At 62.9% G+C, this 16,025-nt stretch carries 16 protein-coding genes; 9 read left to right on the forward strand and 7 right to left on the reverse strand.

Translation table 11 applies throughout. From position 1 onward, the window contains the following. The first annotated feature begins 264 nt into the window (after window positions 1-264). Window positions 265-789 carry a GtrA family protein gene (locus CFR79_RS02935; RefSeq protein WP_102324613.1) on the forward strand — a complete coding sequence of 175 codons (525 nt, stop codon included), beginning with the start codon at window positions 265-267 and terminating at the stop codon, window positions 787-789. Here CFR79_RS02935 and tenA read toward each other — a convergent pair. Further along, complete coding sequence (tenA, locus tag CFR79_RS02940) at window positions 711-1,415, reverse strand: thiaminase II (protein WP_110546879.1); 705 nt, start codon at window positions 1,413-1,415, stop codon at window positions 711-713. The two genes, CFR79_RS02935 and tenA, sit on opposite strands and share 79 nt — an antisense overlap. A 151-nt stretch (window positions 1,416-1,566) precedes the next feature. Here tenA and alaS point away from each other — a divergent pair, with 151 nt between their 5' ends. The 3 genes from alaS (at window position 1,567) to CFR79_RS02955 (ending at window position 6,080) form a co-directional block, all read left to right on the forward strand. Next, a complete protein-coding gene (alaS, locus tag CFR79_RS02945; protein WP_110546880.1) occupies window positions 1,567-4,215 on the forward strand; it encodes an alanine--tRNA ligase in 2,649 nt (882 codons plus the stop codon). A gap of 295 nt (window positions 4,216-4,510) precedes the next feature. Next, window positions 4,511-5,200 (forward strand): carbonic anhydrase, encoded by a 690-nt coding sequence (locus CFR79_RS02950; RefSeq protein ID WP_102324616.1) that lies wholly within the window; start codon window positions 4,511-4,513, stop codon window positions 5,198-5,200. A gap of 52 nt (window positions 5,201-5,252) precedes the next feature. Next, window positions 5,253-6,080 carry an endonuclease/exonuclease/phosphatase family protein gene (locus CFR79_RS02955; RefSeq protein WP_110546976.1) on the forward strand — a complete coding sequence of 276 codons (828 nt, stop codon included), beginning with the start codon at window positions 5,253-5,255 and terminating at the stop codon, window positions 6,078-6,080. Window positions 6,081-6,112: 32 nt separating this feature from the next. Here CFR79_RS02955 and CFR79_RS02960 read toward each other — a convergent pair whose 3' ends face one another. Further along, a complete protein-coding gene (locus CFR79_RS02960; RefSeq protein WP_102324617.1) occupies window positions 6,113-6,466 on the reverse strand; it encodes a hypothetical protein in 354 nt (117 codons plus the stop codon). 120 nt (window positions 6,467-6,586) lie between these two features. On the opposite strand from CFR79_RS02960, the gene CFR79_RS02965 reads away from it, so the two are divergent. Next, window positions 6,587-7,369 carry an NADPH-dependent F420 reductase gene (locus CFR79_RS02965; RefSeq protein ID WP_110546881.1) on the forward strand — a complete coding sequence of 261 codons (783 nt, stop codon included), beginning with the start codon at window positions 6,587-6,589 and terminating at the stop codon, window positions 7,367-7,369. Here CFR79_RS02965 and CFR79_RS02970 read toward each other — a convergent pair. Continuing rightward, entirely contained in the window at window positions 7,348-7,896 is a 549-nt protein-coding gene (locus CFR79_RS02970; RefSeq protein ID WP_102324619.1) for an HdeD family acid-resistance protein, read from the reverse strand. The genes CFR79_RS02965 and CFR79_RS02970 overlap by 22 nt on opposite strands. Before the next feature lie 33 nt (window positions 7,897-7,929). Continuing rightward, a complete protein-coding gene (locus tag CFR79_RS15625; protein ID WP_132305664.1) occupies window positions 7,930-8,124 on the reverse strand; it encodes a hypothetical protein in 195 nt (64 codons plus the stop codon). Between the two features lie 80 nt (window positions 8,125-8,204). On the opposite strand from CFR79_RS15625, the gene rpsD reads away from it, so the two are divergent. From rpsD to CFR79_RS02990, 4 genes are all read left to right on the forward strand, one after another. Further along, entirely contained in the window at window positions 8,205-8,822 is a 618-nt protein-coding gene (rpsD, locus tag CFR79_RS02975) for a 30S ribosomal protein S4 (protein ID WP_102324620.1), read from the forward strand. Between the two features lie 118 nt (window positions 8,823-8,940). After that, on the forward strand, window positions 8,941-10,503 hold the full coding sequence (locus tag CFR79_RS02980; RefSeq protein WP_110546882.1) for a peptide chain release factor 3: 1,563 nt from the start codon (window positions 8,941-8,943) through the stop codon (window positions 10,501-10,503). Between the two features lie 107 nt (window positions 10,504-10,610). Beyond that, the gene (gene cysS, locus CFR79_RS02985; RefSeq protein WP_110546883.1) at window positions 10,611-11,987 is read left to right on the forward strand and encodes a cysteine--tRNA ligase; all 1,377 of its coding nucleotides are present in this window, start codon (window positions 10,611-10,613) and stop codon (window positions 11,985-11,987) included. Then, on the forward strand, window positions 11,984-12,769 hold the full coding sequence (locus tag CFR79_RS02990) for an RNA methyltransferase (RefSeq protein WP_174234077.1): 786 nt from the start codon (window positions 11,984-11,986) through the stop codon (window positions 12,767-12,769). Before cysS ends, CFR79_RS02990 begins: the two co-directional genes overlap by 4 nt. 59 nt (window positions 12,770-12,828) lie before the next feature. Here the strand turns inward: CFR79_RS02990 and gltX are convergent, their stop codons facing one another. The 3 genes from gltX to CFR79_RS03005 form a co-directional block, all read right to left on the reverse strand. Further along, window positions 12,829-14,166 (reverse strand): glutamate--tRNA ligase, encoded by a 1,338-nt coding sequence (gltX, locus tag CFR79_RS02995; protein ID WP_110546885.1) that lies wholly within the window; start codon window positions 14,164-14,166, stop codon window positions 12,829-12,831. Between the two features lie 261 nt (window positions 14,167-14,427). After that, entirely contained in the window at window positions 14,428-14,796 is a 369-nt protein-coding gene (locus tag CFR79_RS03000; protein ID WP_102324625.1) for a hypothetical protein, read from the reverse strand. Between the two features lie 46 nt (window positions 14,797-14,842). Then, a complete protein-coding gene (locus tag CFR79_RS03005) occupies window positions 14,843-16,006 on the reverse strand; it encodes a beta/alpha barrel domain-containing protein (RefSeq protein ID WP_110546886.1) in 1,164 nt (387 codons plus the stop codon). Window positions 16,007-16,025: the final 19 nt, after the last annotated feature.

Genomic DNA, 16,025 nt, shown 5'->3' on the forward strand with positions numbered 1-16,025 from the left:
CGACATCCATGGCTACGGCGAAGCACACCCGCTGGTGCCCACAGGTCCCGACACCCGTGAGCCCCAGAACCGTCGCGTGGAAATCATCCTGCACTGATCTGGCAGTCAATAAAGGGAGCAGTCATCTGCTCCCTTTATTACTTTTCATTTCTTTTATTTCCGGCCTCATTCCCCTATGAGGTGCCTGCCGGTAACAAGCCTGTCTGTCGCGCATCTGTCCGATAGCAAGGCCCTTCCACTCGATGCAGGCAGAAGGATACCATCTTGCCCCAGCTTTCCCGTGAGAAAGTCACACAATTTCTGAAATTCGGAATTGTCGGCCTGTTTGGGCTATTCTGGGACACAACAGCCGTTTACAGCCTGCGTCCGCTCATCGGACTGACGACCGCCACGATTGCGGCCTATTTTATTGCGGCGTCGATCAACTGGCTCGTCAACCGGCTGTGGACCTTCCGCAAGGCGGGCAACCAGCATCATTTCGTCATCCAGTGGCTGCGCTTTCTTGCGGGCAATTCACTGGGCTTCTTCCTGAACCGCGGCTGCGTGTTCATGATGTTCCACCTCTCCCCGGTCTTCAAGGCCAACCCCGTGCTGGCGCTGGCCGCAGGCGCGGTAGCGGGCATGCTGGCGAACTTCCATATCAGCCGGAAGCTTGTCTTCCATTCATGCCGCCCGGCCTGTCAGCAGAAAAGTGCCGAGATCACGCCCTTTCAGCCGCAGCGCGCCGTGGCCCAGAATGCCGTTTCCAGACGGACCGAGGTTTCGAATTCCCGCCGCAAGGCCGGATAACGCATCTGCGCGCCATAGACCGCACCAACCTGCTCAAGGCGGCTGATACCGTCTTCCACCAGCGCGGTATATTCATCCCCGCCATAAAGCGCGATCCATGACCAGTAGGGATTCCCCTCCCGCCGGGTCGCGGGATCAGCATGCAGTCGCGCGCCCACCTCCGCATAGCCGATCAGGCAGGGAGCCATGGTCACCAGCAGATCGAGCAGGTCGCCCGTCTGTGCGCGATCGAGGATGAAACGGCTGTAGGCCAGCAGTTCGAGCGATTCTTCCGCCCCCTCAAGATCGGCTTCCTCGATCCCCCATCCCCGGCAATACGCCACATGCATCGACAGTTCGGTATCCAGTATGCCCGACAGAAGCTGGGCGGCATGCCGCATGCCCGCAACACTATCCGCTTTATGGACAGCCAGCGCGCAGGCACGGACATACTGGATCAGATACAGGTAATCCTGAATCAGGAAATTCCTGAACGCATCGGGGCTGACCGTCCCCGCGCCCATACCCTGCACAAAGGGATGACTTACGAAATCCAGCCATCGGGGCATGCAGTCCTGCCGCAGTCGTCCCGCCAGTCCCCGTGTCAGCAGTGGCCAGTCCCGTTCCGCCTGCCAGTCGTGCATCATGTTTCCTTTTCGCCTGGGTATGCACGCACATCACGCATCGGCCATATGGGCAAAACACGCATGTTCTCACTTCCGGTCCGGTGCTACGTGCGCTAGGTGAATGAATCCGGTTTTACATCTATCTTCAATACAGGATCGTCTGTTTCCCGCCATGCCCACAACAAACGACATTCGTGCCACCTTCCTCGACTATTTTGCCGGGAATGGGCATCAGATCGTGCCGTCCTCGTCACTGGTGCCGCATAACGATCCCACGCTGCTGTTTACCAATGCTGGTATGGTGCAGTTCAAGAACGTTTTCACCGGGCAGGAAACACGTCCCTATTCCCGCGCGACAACGGCGCAGAAGGTCGTGCGCGCAGGCGGCAAGCACAACGATCTGGACAATGTGGGCTATACCGCCCGCCATCACACTTTTTTCGAGATGATGGGCAATTTCTCGTTCGGGGATTATTTCAAGGCCGAAGCCATCGAACTGGCATGGAAGCTGGTGACCGGCACGTTCGGGCTGCCCAAGGAAAGGCTGCTGACCACCGTCTATGCCGATGACGAGGAAGCAGCCGCCCTGTGGCGCAAGATTGCCGGCCTGTCCGATGACCGGATCATCCGTATTCCCACATCCGACAATTTCTGGCGCATGGGTGATACCGGTCCCTGTGGCCCCTGTTCGGAAATCTTCTACGATCACGGCCCGGAAGTGGCAGGCGGCCCGCCCGGCTCCCCCGATGAAGATGGCGACCGGTTTACCGAAATCTGGAACCTCGTGTTCATGCAGTATTTCGAAAACCCGCCCGGCACCCGTTCTCCCCTGCCCCGTCCGTCGATCGACACCGGGCTTGGGCTGGAACGCTTTGCCGCAATCCTGCAGGGCAAGCGCGACAACTACGATATCGACACGTTCCGCGCGCTGATCCTCGCCTCCGCCGAGATCACGGGTCAGGACCCCGATGGCCCGTTCAACGCCAGCCATCGCGTTGTGGCCGACCACCTGCGCTCCTCTTCCTTCCTGATCGCCGATGGCGTGCTGCCCTCCAAGGACGGGCGTGGATACGTGCTGCGCCGCATCATGCGCCGCGCCATGCGCCACCTGCACATGATGGGCACCACGGAACCGACCTTCTACCGTCTGGTCCCCGCCCTGATCCGGCAGATGGGCGAAGCCTATCCCGAACTGGTGCATGCCCGCGCCCTGATCGAAGAAACGATGAAGGGCGAGGAAGAGCGCTTCAAGGCCATGCTCGACCGCGGCCTGTCGCTGCTGGCGGACGAGACGGAACGCCTTGGCGATGGCGCGCCGCTGCCCGGCGATGTGGCGTTCAAGCTGTATGACACATTCGGCTTCCCGCTTGACCTGACGCAGGATGCCCTGCGCGGCAGCAGCCATGGCGTGGATGTGGCGGGCTTCAATGAAGCCATGGACGTGCAGCGCAGGCGCGCCCGCGCGGCATGGAGCGGTTCGGGCGACAGCGCCACCGAAACCGTATGGTTCGAAGCCCGCGACACCTTCGGGGCGACCGAATTCCTCGGCTACACCACCGAAACGTCGGATGCCGAGGTGCAGACCATAATCGTGGACAATGCGCAGGTGGAAAGTGCCGGCCTCGGCGCGCAGATCGCACTGCTGCTGAACCAGACACCCTTTTACGGGGAAAGTGGCGGTCAGGTTGGCGACACCGGCACGGTCACGGCACCGGGCCTGCGCATCGCCATCACGGATACCCAGAAGAAGCTGGGCGACCTGCTGGTGCATTACGGCACGGTTGTCGAAGGTACGGTCAAACCCGGCATGGCCGTTACCGCACAGGTTGACCATACCCGTCGCAGCGCCATCCGTGCGCATCATTCCGCAACCCATCTGCTGCATGAAGCCCTGCGCCGCCGCCTTGGCGCGCATGTCACGCAGAAGGGCAGCCTGAACGCACCCGACCGCCTGCGCTTTGACGTAAGCCAGCCCCGCCCGATCACACCGGAAGAACTGGCCGAGATCGAAGCGGAGGTGAATGCCCGCATCCGTGAAAACACGGAAGTCACCACCCGCCACATGACGCCGGAAGAAGCCATCGAACAGGGTGCGATGGCCCTGTTTGGCGAAAAATATGGCGATGAAGTGCGCGTGGTGTCCATGGGTGGCCCGGAAGAAGGGCGCGCAGGCTGGTCCATCGAACTGTGCGGTGGCACGCATGTGCGCCGCACGGGTGATATCGGTCTGTTCCGCATCACGTCCGAAAGCGGCGTATCCTCCGGCGTGCGCCGGATCGAGGCGGTGACAGGACGTGCCGCAGAAAACGCCACCGTCGCGACCGAGGAACGCCTGAACCAGATTGCCGCCATGCTGCGCGTGCCGCCTGCGGAAGCGCCCGAGCGCCTTGCCGTGATGCTGGAAGAACGCAAGGTCATGGAACGCCAGATTTCCGATCTGCAGCGCAAGCTGGCATCGGGCAGTCAGGCCGCCAGCAGCATCGAGGACATCAACGGCATCAAACTCGATGCCCGCAACGTGGGTGAACTGCCGCCCAAGGAACTCAAGCCGCTGGCGGACTCCCTGCGCACTGAAATCGGCTCCGGCGTGGTGGTGCTGATCTCCACCGCCGATGGCAAGGGCAGCATCGTGGTGGCGGCCACGCCCGATCTGGCGGAACGGGTCGATGCCGTGACGCTGGTGCGCGTGGCCAGTGCCGCAATGGATGGCAAGGGCGGCGGTGGCCGACGCGACATGGCGCAGGCCGGTGGCCCGGACATCACCAAGGTTGATGCCGCACTTGATGCGGTGCGTGCGGCACTGAAGCAGGCAGCGGGCTAGTTCCCGCTTCTTGCTGCGGTCCAATACCATGCAACGGCGCGCCCAGTCACGCCGTTGTGCTGTACTGTGCAATCACAGGATGAAATATATTCAGTACAGAAAGTGAATATTTATTAATTATATTGTGGTTACATAGTATTTCCACTGCACTGCATTGAGAAACATTTATGCCCGCCGGGTGTTTCCCATGGTATAGGGGATAGGAGAGACAGGCCGGACCATCGGATGCCACGGCGGCTGTACCGCACGGCATGCTTCCCCCAATGTCCGGACATTCAGGTGACAGGATTTTACAATGGCCGATACCAATACTGCCCGGGATACCCTCATCGAGCTGCTGCAGGGCGTGGAACGTTTCAATACGGAAGTTTTCCCCCAGAACCGCGAGCTGTTCGCCAGTCTGGCTGAAAGCCAGTCCCCTGATACGCTGTTCATCGCCTGCGCCGACAGCCGGGTTAACCCCAGCATGATTACCCAGACCCAGCCGGGTGACCTGTTCGTGCTACGCAATATCGGCAATATCGTGCCTGCCTATGGGGAAATGCTTGGCGGTGTCTCGTCTGCCATCGAATATGCGGTCAGCGCGCTGAAGGTGTCCCATATCATCGTATGCGGTCATTCAAACTGCGGCGCGATGAAGGCCCTGCTCGATCCCGACCCCACCAACCTGAACAAGATGCCGACCGTCGCAAGCTGGCTGCGCAATGCCGAAGCCGCGCGCGCCGTGCTGGAGGCATCCGATGCTGGCCCCGCGACCGTACGCAGTCTGGCAGAACAGAATGTCCAGCTTCAGATCGCCCATCTGCGCACCCATCCCGCCGTAGCCGCAGGGCTTGCCCGTGGCACCCTGACGTTGCAGGGATGGTTCTATGACATCGCAAGCGGGGAAGTTGTCGTTCTGGATGAAACGTCGCGGCAGTTCGTCCATGTGGATGAAGCCATCGCCCGGCTGCGCGCCCAGTCGGGTACGCCCGCCACCGCCTGAAGGCTTCCACCGGCATGGGGTGTGGCTGGCGCTGTTCGCGTGCCTCACCACCATGCCGCCTGGCCCCGCGCAGGCGGCGGCCAGCCTTAAACTGTCCACATGGAATCTTGACTGGCTGACCACCCGCACGCAGGGCGATGCCGCCCTGCCGCCGGATGTAACGCCCCGCACGCCCGCCGAACTGGATGCACTGGCCCGGTATGCCCGCCACCTTGCACCCGACATTGCGGCGCTGGAGGAAGTGGATACGCCGGAACTGGCCGCCCGGCTGTTCCCTGCCCCTTCCTACCACATCATCATATCGGGCGATCAGGTGGTGCAGAAGGTCGCACTCGCCATCCGGGCCGACCTACAGGTGGAGCGCCATGCGGATGTTACCGCGCTGGATGTCTATCCTGCCACCGCCCCGCGTCACCTGCGTTCCGGTCTGGATCTGAGCATTGGCAGCGGGCCGGACACGCTGCGGCTGCTTGTCGTTCACCTCAAGGCGGGATGCAGGGATTCGTCGCCCACCAGCCGCAAGCCTGCCTGCCGTACGCTTTTACGGCAGATTGCCGTCATTCAGGACTGGATCATGGAACGGCAGGATGAAGGCGAGGCTTTTGCCGTGCTGGGCGATTTCAACCGCCTGCTCGCCCCCGATGACCCGGCGCTGCGCAACCTTGCCGAAAACGGACCGCTGACCCTTGCCACGGCGGGCCATGCCAGCCCCTGCGGGCAGGGCAGCTATTTTATCGACCACATCATACTGGGGGGTGCTGCACGCGGCTGGCTGCAACCCGACAGCCTGCGCGTCATGCTTTATCGCGGCAGTGGACAGGAGCAGGCCATGCGCCTGTCCGATCACTGCCCCGTCTCGGTCCGGCTATCGCCCCCCTGAACCTGAAGGACCGGACGGCGTGGCAGACAACCTTATTCCGGCCAGATGCCCGAAGCATGCAGCGCATTCCACCCCACACCCAGCACGACCAGCACGAACACGATTGCCCCCATCAACTGGAACAGTTCCTTGTAGGGCATGAACGGAGCGGACGCGCCAGCCATGGCGGCGGCATGGCTGCTGGATGTCGCAACAGCATCATCGGCCTGCGGCACCACCTGTGTCTGGGCCACGGGCACCGGGCCGGGATCGGGCACGTCGGTCGCCGCAGCCGATGCCTCGTCTTCCTGCGTGGCGTCGTGCAGTGCCTCGACCGGATGATCCACGCCCACGGGAACAGCGGATTCCGCTACAACAGTCCTGTCCTGATCGGGTGTGTCGGTCATTGACGCTGTACTCCTGCTTTCCCCAACTCTGTGCCATATACCTGTCAGTTCGGCAAAGAACCAAACGGCAGATCAGACATCCCGACATACTATCACCCGCTGCCCGCGCAGGAGAAAGCCATGCCCCTGAAACTGACCCGCAGGCAGAGCCTGACCACCCTGCTGGCCGGACTGCTGCCCGTCCTTACGCCCCATGGCGCCATGGCCCGCACGCCCCTGCGCATTGGCATGATCGGGTCCGGCCATGTCGGCAGCACGCTGGGGCAGTTATGGAGCCGGGCGGGGCACGAGGTCATGCTGTCCGCCCTGACATTGAGGGAGGCGCAGGAACGGGTTGAAGAACTGCATTTCGGCAGCGCGGGCACATCACACGATGCCGCTGCCTTTGGCGATGTGGTAGTGCTGGCGGTACCCTATGGGGCATTGCAGCAGCTCGGGCATACGATTGGCCCGATCCTGAATGCAAGGCCACTGATCGACGCGACGAATCCGTATACATGGCGCGATGGCAAGATTGGCCGTCAGGCGCTGCTTGAGGGCGCGGGCATGGTCACGCAGTCGCTCTTTCCCACCGCCGCCGTAGTGCGGGCCTTCAATTCAGAGGATATGACAACCCTGCTGGCCCAGAGCAACCGGCCACCGCCACGCATGGCGCTGCCCATGGCGGGCGATGTGGCGCGGGCGCTCACTATGGCGGGCTGGCTGATCCATGATGCGGGATTTGACCCGGTCGTGGCGGGTGGCCTGTCAGCGGCAGGCCTGTTTCAGCCCGGCGGCCCGGCATTCGAGGCCCAGATGGATGCCGATGACCTGCGCAGGCTGTTGGGGGTTACGGGCGACAGTGCCGTTGAACGCAGCCTTGCCGCCCAGTTTGCCGCAGCTCAGGCTTCCGGCGGCAGGTAGGCGGCCCGGCGCAGGGCAAGGCCGAACTGGACCCAGCCGATCCCGGCTGCGATCAGTTCAATGGCGATGAATGTCCCGATCAGCCACAGGCCCGACCATGGCAGTGTGATGTACAGGCACAGCCCGACCAGAAGGCTGATCAGCCCGCCGAACAGGATGATCCACCAGCCCTGCAGCCCACGCTGCCGGAACGCCATGATGATGCGCCCGATTCCCGACACCACCAGACAGGCGGCGATGAAAATGGTGATGATCAGGGAGCCGGTGGCCGGTTCCTCCATCATCATCGTGCCCGCCAGTATATAAAGACCACCGCCAAGGATGGACATCAGCCTGCCATCCCAGTCCCGTACGGCAAAGGCATGGACAAGCTGGACCGCGCCCGCGACGAACAGTACCAGCCCGAACAGGATGGTGCTGGCCAGTGACAGCGCCAGCGCGTCCGCCCAGGCCACGAATCCCAGCCCGAGCGATACCACCCCAAGCCCGACAAACAGTCCCCAGCGCTGCGTAAGCGGCGTTTCCATGCGAAGCCCTTCCCTATGTTCCGGCATGCCGTTTCATAACAGGCCGCCAGCCCCCTGCGATACAGGTTTTGTCATGTCCGACGCAGGGTCCAGCCCCACGCCATGATTGACACGAACGGGCTGTACCCCTATACGCGCCCGACTGCCGGGAATGTGGACGATACGGCTGGTGCCCATGGGTGATTGCTCCCCGGTGCCGGTAATACGTGGCGCGCCCGTCCTGTTCATGGGGAACAGGACCTACCGGTGCAACGACATGAAACACGGCCCGCCGTGGTGCATGCAGATGAATGAAGTGAGAGCGCGACATGAGCAAGCGCCTTGAGAGCAAGTATAAAATCAACCGCCGCCTTGGCGTGAACCTGTGGGGCCGTGCGAAGTCCCCGGTCAACAAGCGCGAATACGGCCCCGGTCAGCATGGCCAGCGCCGCAAGCAGAAGCCGTCCGACTTCTCCGTGCAGCTTATGGCCAAGCAGAAGCTGAAGGGCTACTACGGCAACATCGGCGAAAAGCAGTTCCGCAAGTATTACGATGAGGCGGTGCGTCGCAAGGGCGATACCTCCGAAAACCTGATCGACCTGCTGGAACGCCGGCTGGATGCGGTTGTCTACCGCATGAAGTTCGCGATCACCCCGTTCGCGGCACGCCAGTTCATCAGCCACGGCCACATCACGGTCAACGGCCGCAAGGTCAACATCCCCTCCTTCCTGGTGCGTGATGGCGACGTGATTGAAGTGCGTGAAAAGTCCAAGCAGCTCGCCATCGTGCTGGATGCGGCACAGAGCGGCGAACGCGATGTGCCGGAATACATGGAAGTCGACCATCGCCAGATGAAGGGCACGTTCCTGCGCAGCGCCAAGCTGTCGGATGTCCCCTATCCGGTCCAGATGGAACCGAACCTGGTCATCGAATTCTACTCTCGCTGATCAATACCCGGAACCGGGCAGGCGTGACGCCGGGCGTGGGGCTTTGTCCCCGCGTCCGGCGTCCGCGTTTCTGGCCCCTGCCCCGTTCCCTATCCTTTCCGCCGGGCCAGCCGCAGGAATGGACAAGCACGTGACCGCCAACGCTGCCGATACCTCCCTTACCGCCGAAATTGTCCGGCGGCGCACCTTCGCCATCATCTCCCATCCCGATGCGGGCAAGACCACCCTGACCGAACGCATCCTGCGCGCGGGTGGCGCGATCCAGATGGCGGGCAACGTGCGGGCCAAAGGTGAGCGGCGGCGCACCCGTTCGGACTGGATGGGCATCGAGCGCGACCGTGGCATTTCCGTCGTGACATCGGTCATGACGTTTGAATATGGCGGCTGCATCTTCAACCTGCTCGACACGCCGGGTCATGAAGACTTCTCGGAAGATACCTACCGCACACTTACGGCGGTAGACGCGGCGGTGATGGTGATCGACGCCGCCAAGGGGATCGAGGCCCGGACCCGCAAGCTGTTTGAAATCTGCCGCCTGCGCGATATCCCCATCGTCACCTTCATCAACAAGATGGACCGCGAGTCGCAGGACCCGTTCGCCCTGCTTGATGAAATCTCATCTTCGCTGGCACTCGATACCGCTCCGGCCACATGGCCGGTGGGACGTGCCGCGAAATTCGTGGGCACATACGACCTGCGCAGCCGCGAACTGCATGTAAACGAGGAACTGGACCAGTCCGACCCGCGCATGGTGCAGTTGAGCGAGGATCTGGAACTGGTTGAAGCGGCACTGCCCGAATTCGACCGGGAAAGTTTCAATGCGGGCCATCTGACACCGGTATTTTTCGGTAGCGCGATGAAGGAAATCGGCGTGACCGACCTGCTGGACGCGCTGGCCGCCTTCGGGCCGCCGCCGCGCGATCAGGCGACCGAGACCCGCAACGTCCGCGCCGACGAACCCGCCCTGACCGCACTGGTGTTCAAGATCCAGGCCAACATGGACCCCAACCACCGAGACCGCATGGCATTTGCGCGAATCTGTTCGGGCAGGCTGCAGCGCGGCATGCGGCTCAAGCACGTACGCATAGGCAAGCAGTTCGCCCTGCATACACCGCAGTTCTTCTTCGCGCGTGACCGCCAGTTGGCGGAAGAAGCATTCGCGGGCGACGTGGTGGGCATTCCCAATCATGGCACCCTGCGCATTGGCGATACGCTGACGGAAGGCGAGGACCTGCGCTTTACGGGCGTGCCCTACTTCGCGCCTGAAATCCTGCGCCGCGTACGGCTGGATGATGCGATGAAGGCGAAGAAGCTGCGTCAGGCGCTGACCGAACTGGCGGAAGAAGGCGTGGTCCAGCTTTTCCGCCCGCAGGATGGCGCACCACCCATCGTGGGCGTGGTGGGCACGCTTCAGCTTGACGTGCTGCAGGCCCGGCTGAAGGGCGAATATGGCGTGGCGATCGGTTTTGAATCCACGCCCTACAACCTTGCGCGCTGGGTCACGGGGCCACGGGAAAAGCTGGAAACCTTTTCCATGGCCAACCGCACGGCCATGGCGGATGACATTGATGGCGACCCGGTCTTCCTTGCATCTTCCGCGTTCATGATGCGTCGCACGGCGGAGGGAAACCCCGATCTGGCCTTTCATGACATCAAGCAGATCGGACAGGAAATCGGCTGACCGGATGGCCTGGCGGGACGGGTTGGCCGGGCATTCATCCGCCGCGTGGATGCACGCGCAGATGAGGTCTTGCGTCCCACCGGCTGTCTGTCGCATCTAGACGCATCATGCCCGATACACAGCCCCGCCTGCACCTGCACGACAGCAGGACCCGCAGCACCGTTCCCTTCGTCCCGCTCGACCCGCAGAACGTGCGGGTCTATTATTGCGGCCCCACGGTCTATGATCTGGCGCATATCGGCAACCTGCGCGCCATGGTTACGGCGGATGTGCTGGTGCGCCTGCTGCGCCACCTGTATCCACGCGTGACCTATGTGCGCAACATCACGGACGTGGATGACAAGATCAACGCCCGCGCCCATGCCAACGGCGAATCCATCGCGGACCTGACGGCACGCACCATCCGCGATTTTCATGAGGACCTGCAGGCCGTCTCCATCCTGTCCCCGGATGCGGAACCGCGCGCGACCCACCATATCGGCGAGATGCAGGATATGATCCGCCGCCTGATCGAAAGCGGCCATGCCTATGAAGCGCAGGGCCATGTCCTGTTCGCGGTAAGTACCTATCCGTCCTATGGCGCGCTGTCGGGACGCAGCCCGGATGACCTGATCGCCGGCGCACGGGTGGAAGTCGCCCCCTACAAGCGTGATCCGGGCGACTTCGTGCTGTGGAAGCCATCGGATGACCAGACGCCGGGCTGGGACAGCCCGTGGGGCCGGGGGCGGCCGGGCTGGCATATTGAATGCTCGGCCATGTCGCATCATTATCTGGGCGAAAGCTTCGACATCCATGGCGGCGGGTCGGACCTTCTGTTCCCCCACCACGAAAACGAACGCGCGCAGAGCATGTGCTGCCATCCGCACGGACGCTTCGCCAATCACTGGGTGCATAATGCGATGCTGCTGGTGAACGGGGAGAAGATGTCGAAATCGCTCGGCAACTTCCTGACCGTGCGCGACGTGCTGCGGGACACCCCGCCCGAAGCCCTGCGCCTGCTGCTGCTGCGCGCGCAGTACCGTTCGGTGCTGAACTTTACGCAGGCCGGTCTGGATGAAGCGCGCCAGATGCTCGACCGCTTCTACCGCGCGCTGGAAAAGCTTGATCCCGGCATCACCGCCCCGCCGCCCCAACGGTTCGTGCAGATGCTGTGCGATGACCTGAACACCCCGCGCGCGCTGGCGGAAATGCACGCGCTGGCCGATGACGCGCTGGCCCATGACGCGGCGGCTGGCGGCAACATTGCCGCTGCCCGCCTGAAGGCGGCGGGCAACCTGATCGGGCTGCTGCATGATACGCCCGAACAGTGGTTCCGTGGCGGGGTGGATGTGGATGCCGACGCCATCGAAGCCCTGATCGCCGAACGGCTGGCCGCGCGCAAGGCGCGTGATTTCGCCCGCGCGGATGCAATCCGCAATGAACTGGCGGCACAGGGTATTGTGCTGGAAGATGGCCCGCAGGGCACGACATGGAGACAGGCATGACCGGACGTGACGGCGGGGCGGATATCGGCCCCATAGGCAACAGTCCGGTCGTTATCCTTGTCCGCCCGCAGATGGCGGAAAACATCGGTACCACCGCGCGCGCCATGGCCAATGGCGGCCTGTTTCACATGCGGCTTGTCGCCCCGCGCGACGGCTGGCCGCTGGAACGCGCATGGCGCAGCGCATCGGGCGCGGACCGCATTCTGGAAGCCGCCACGGTGCATGAAACGGTCGATGACGCAGTAGCCGACCTGCATCATGTCTTCGCCACCTGCCCGCGCCCGCGCCACATCGTCAAACCCGTGCTGACCGCCCGGGGCGGTGCCGCAGAACTGCGCGAGATGACCGGGCGTGGCCTGAAGGTCGGGCTTATGTTCGGCCCGGAACGCGCCGGACTGGATAACGAGGACATGGCCCGCGCCGATGCGCTGATCCGGTATCCGCTCAACCCCGCCTTCATGTCGCTCAATCTGGCGCAGGCGGTGATGATCATGGCCTATGAATGGTGGATGGCCGAAGACGCCACGCCCCAGCGCACCCTCATGACCAACGAGACGCATGTCGCGACACGGGGCGAACTCGATAACTTCATGCGCCACCTGATCGGTGATCTGGATGAATGTGGCTTCCTGCGCAACGAACAGAAGCGCGCGGGGATGGTGCGCAACCTGCGCCACTTCTTCCTGCGCGGGGAAGTGACGGAACAGGAACTGCGCACCCTGCACGGCGTGGTGACGGAACTGTCCCGCGGACGCAAGGCACGGCAGAAAGACGCCAAATAAGGGATGGCCATAACCACCCTTTAATAAAAAAGCCCGGTGCGAACCGGGCTTTTTTCATGTCAGCGCGCTGCAATCCGCAGGCGCCCCGCAACACGCTCCCGCCCCATGAGCGGCAGCAGGTCACGCATTTCAGGTCCGCTATCCTCCCCCGTCAGGGCAAGGCGCAGCGGATGGAACAGGGCGCGGCCCGTGCGGCCTGTGGCCTCCCGGATGGCGGTGGTCCATGTCTTCCACACCGTGTCGTCCCATGGCGCATCGGGCAGGACTTCGAGGGCCTGCAACAGGAAAGGCGTATCTTCCGCTTCCATTACCGGGGGCACGATCTCGCCCGCAACCACATCCCACCAGTGGCGCAGTTCGCCCGCCATATCCACATTGCCACGCACGGCAAGCCAGAAGGCTTCCGTCGCCCCTTCTGGCAGGCGGCTACGGATTTCATCGAAAGGCATGGCGTGCATGATGCGGCGGTTCAGGCCCAGCAACTGCCGCATGTCAAACCGCGCGGCAGAACGCGAAACGCGGTTGAGGTCGTAGCTGGCAGCCAGTTCATCAAATGACAGCGGGGCCGGGTCATCCGCGCTGCCCAGCCGGGCGAGATAGGACACAATGGCCGATGGCTCGATCCCATCCTGACGCAGAGCCCGAATCGAAAGCCCGTCAAACCGCTTGGACAGCTTGCCGCCGCCTTCATCCAGCAGAAGCGGCAGATGCGCGAAGGTGAAGCGGTTGCGCTTCGCACCCAGCGCCTCGGCAATGTCGATCTGCACGCCGGTATTGGTGACATGGTCTTCCCCACGGATGACGTGGGTAATACCCGTTTCCATATCATCGACGACCGAGGCCAGCGTATACAGCACCGTGCCATCGGCACGGACCAGAACGGGATCGGAAATCGCGGGCAGCTTGACGCGCGACGGCCCCATGACAAGATCGTTCCATTCCACCGTGCGATGGTCGGACAGCCGGAAGCGCCAGTAAGGCACCTTGCCATTGGCTTCGGCCTGCGCGCGCTGCTGGGGCGTCATGCGCAGCATCGCGCGATCATAGACCGGGGGCTTGCGCATGCGGATGCGCGCCTCGCGCTTGGAGGCCAGTTCCTGTTCGCTTTCAAAACAGGGATAGAGCCGCCCGCTGGCCTTCAGTTGTTCGATGGCCAGTGCGTAGCGGTCCAGACGATCCGACTGGCGGACGAATTCATCCCACCCGATGCCCAGCCAGCGCAGGTCATCCTGCAGGGCCTGCACATACTCCTCTTTCGATCGACCGCGATCGGTATCGTCAATACGCAGCAGGAAGCGTGCATTGTGGCGGCGGGCAAACAGGGCATTGGCAATGGCCTGACGCGCATTGCCGACATGGATCAGCCCGGTCGGGCTGGGCGCAAAACGGAGTTTCATGCCCCCTATATGCGGCGATTACGCCCCAAATGCCAGAGAACACATGCGCAATCCGGTGTGGAATACACCGACCTGCGGCAACGGCCCGACATGCCGGCCCCGTCAGATTCGCAGCAGGGTATCTGAACAGCTTAGCCGTCCATTACCCGACACATGGGGCGATTGTTTTAATGGGTTACGGGGAACGCCGCCTTGTTGAAAAAAGGCAGCATCCAAAACTTTTATGACTTCTGATAATGGCGAAGTGAACTGCGGGTATCCTTATGCCCCGTCATCCTCATCATCGCCACGGCGGGGATCAAACGCCCGCCAGTCGCGTTCCATCGGGGTGGCGGCGTGCGCTGCGAAATCATCCAGTTCATTGGCCGAACGCCAGCCCTGATCGCCTGCTTCCAGTACTTCCGCGTCCTCCCCAAAGGAGAACCAGGCCTTGAGAATGTCAGCCGCCGAAAGGCCGGGCATACGGCAGCGTTCGATGCTGTCGCGCACATAGGCGCGCGCAAAGGCGTTGGCCTGGATCAGGTCGGGGAAACCACCCACTTCCTCGACAATATTGTCCTCCGCGCCGCCTGACAGATCCAGAATCCGTACGCGCCACCCCCCTTCGGGGGCAAAAATGGTCTCTGACAAGATGAAGCCTTTCGTTATCCGTCCCCACGGGCGGGGCCGCGCGCTGTCAGCCGCCGTTGCGGCGCAGCAGGAACTCGCGCCCGACCTTGACCCGTGGCGTGCCGTCATAGGCCACGATGTCCGCCGTGGCGTATGTTTCCGACCAGCGGTCGGGAATGAAGGAACCGGTCCCGATCACATCGACCGGGGCGTGGGCATCCGCCATGCTGAGGCATTTTTCCACACTGAAACCCGAGGACGCAATGATGCGCACATGGGGAAATCCCGCCTCGTCCAGCACTTCGCGCATGCGCCAGATGGCGGCGGCGGAAACGCCGGTGCCGACAAGATAGCTCAGTTCCTTGTCGGAGCGGTAGCGCCGTATGCTGCCCGGCGAGTGGCGTTCCAGCACCGCGTAGGAAGACTGCGGGTCCAGCCCCTCCAGAAAGCGGCCGCCATGGGTATCGAGCCGCACGCCGATACGTCCGGTTGCGGCCAGTTCGGGGAAATGGCGGCAGACTTCCAGCGCATCCGTCACCTCGCGCCCGAAATAATCGACGAGGACGGCAAGGTCCATCTGGGGATAGACTTCATGAAACATCTCGGCCGCGCGCAGCGTGGACCCGGCATACCCCACCAAGGCATGGGGCATGGTGCCCAGTCCCTTGCCGGTCCCGAAATAATGGGCCGTGGCGTCGTTGGCGCCCCCGACAAAACCCAGCGCGCCTTCCTTCTGCGCGGCGCGACTGCCGACGGAGGCGGCATAGGCCATCTGGTCCTGCATGTCGAAACCCGCGCAGTGGCGGGCTTCCATCGCCATGAAACGCACATGCGGCAGCGCCATGGCCATCTGGTAGGCGTTATGGGCGGCAACGCAGGCCGGCCCAAGCTGCTGGAGCGCAAGTGTCTCCAGCGTGGCGAGCCATGCAAACGACCCGGTCACATAGGCCAGCGGTTCGCCCGCCCCCACCCACGTCCCTTCGGGAAACATGATGGTGCAGTCGATATCCACGCCCTGTTTCGCCGCCACGGCACGGAACCAGTCCACCATGAGGCGGGGGGCGGAAATGACCGGGCGGCGCAGGAAGATGGCGTAAGTCACCTTCCTGTCGCCAAAATGCTCCACAATGGCGCGCGTGCGGTTGAAGTAGGCATCCGTACGGTCGGCAATCACATCATATGCCGCCGGATCGGCCAACGCGCCCTGACCGGCATGGTCACCTTGGGTCATGCACCCTCCTGATCCCCCC

Source organism: Komagataeibacter saccharivorans (assembly GCF_003207825.1).
Lineage (GTDB): Bacteria > Pseudomonadota > Alphaproteobacteria > Acetobacterales > Acetobacteraceae > Komagataeibacter > Komagataeibacter saccharivorans.

Bases quoted from the DNA above. Each gene is read 5' to 3' on its own strand.
- tenA (WP_110546879.1), bottom strand. From the start codon at position 1,415: ATGATGCACGACTGGCAGGCGGAACGGGACTGGCCACTGCTGACACGG.
- alaS (WP_110546880.1), top strand. From the start codon at position 1,567: ATGCCCACAACAAACGACATTCGTGCCACCTTCCTCGACTATTTTGCC.
- CFR79_RS02950 (WP_102324616.1), top strand. From the start codon at position 4,511: ATGGCCGATACCAATACTGCCCGGGATACCCTCATCGAGCTGCTGCAG.
- CFR79_RS02955 (WP_110546976.1), top strand. From the start codon at position 5,253: ATGCCGCCTGGCCCCGCGCAGGCGGCGGCCAGCCTTAAACTGTCCACA.
- CFR79_RS02960 (WP_102324617.1), bottom strand. From the start codon at position 6,466: ATGACCGACACACCCGATCAGGACAGGACTGTTGTAGCGGAATCCGCT.
- CFR79_RS02965 (WP_110546881.1), top strand. From the start codon at position 6,587: ATGCCCCTGAAACTGACCCGCAGGCAGAGCCTGACCACCCTGCTGGCC.
- CFR79_RS02970 (WP_102324619.1), bottom strand. From the start codon at position 7,896: ATGGAAACGCCGCTTACGCAGCGCTGGGGACTGTTTGTCGGGCTTGGG.
- CFR79_RS15625 (WP_132305664.1), bottom strand. From the start codon at position 8,124: ATGAACAGGACGGGCGCGCCACGTATTACCGGCACCGGGGAGCAATCA.
- rpsD (WP_102324620.1), top strand. From the start codon at position 8,205: ATGAGCAAGCGCCTTGAGAGCAAGTATAAAATCAACCGCCGCCTTGGC.
- CFR79_RS02980 (WP_110546882.1), top strand. From the start codon at position 8,941: ATGGACAAGCACGTGACCGCCAACGCTGCCGATACCTCCCTTACCGCC.
- cysS (WP_110546883.1), top strand. From the start codon at position 10,611: ATGCCCGATACACAGCCCCGCCTGCACCTGCACGACAGCAGGACCCGC.
- CFR79_RS02990 (WP_174234077.1), top strand. From the start codon at position 11,984: ATGACCGGACGTGACGGCGGGGCGGATATCGGCCCCATAGGCAACAGT.
- gltX (WP_110546885.1), bottom strand. From the start codon at position 14,166: ATGAAACTCCGTTTTGCGCCCAGCCCGACCGGGCTGATCCATGTCGGC.
- CFR79_RS03005 (WP_110546886.1), bottom strand. From the start codon at position 16,006: ATGACCCAAGGTGACCATGCCGGTCAGGGCGCGTTGGCCGATCCGGCG.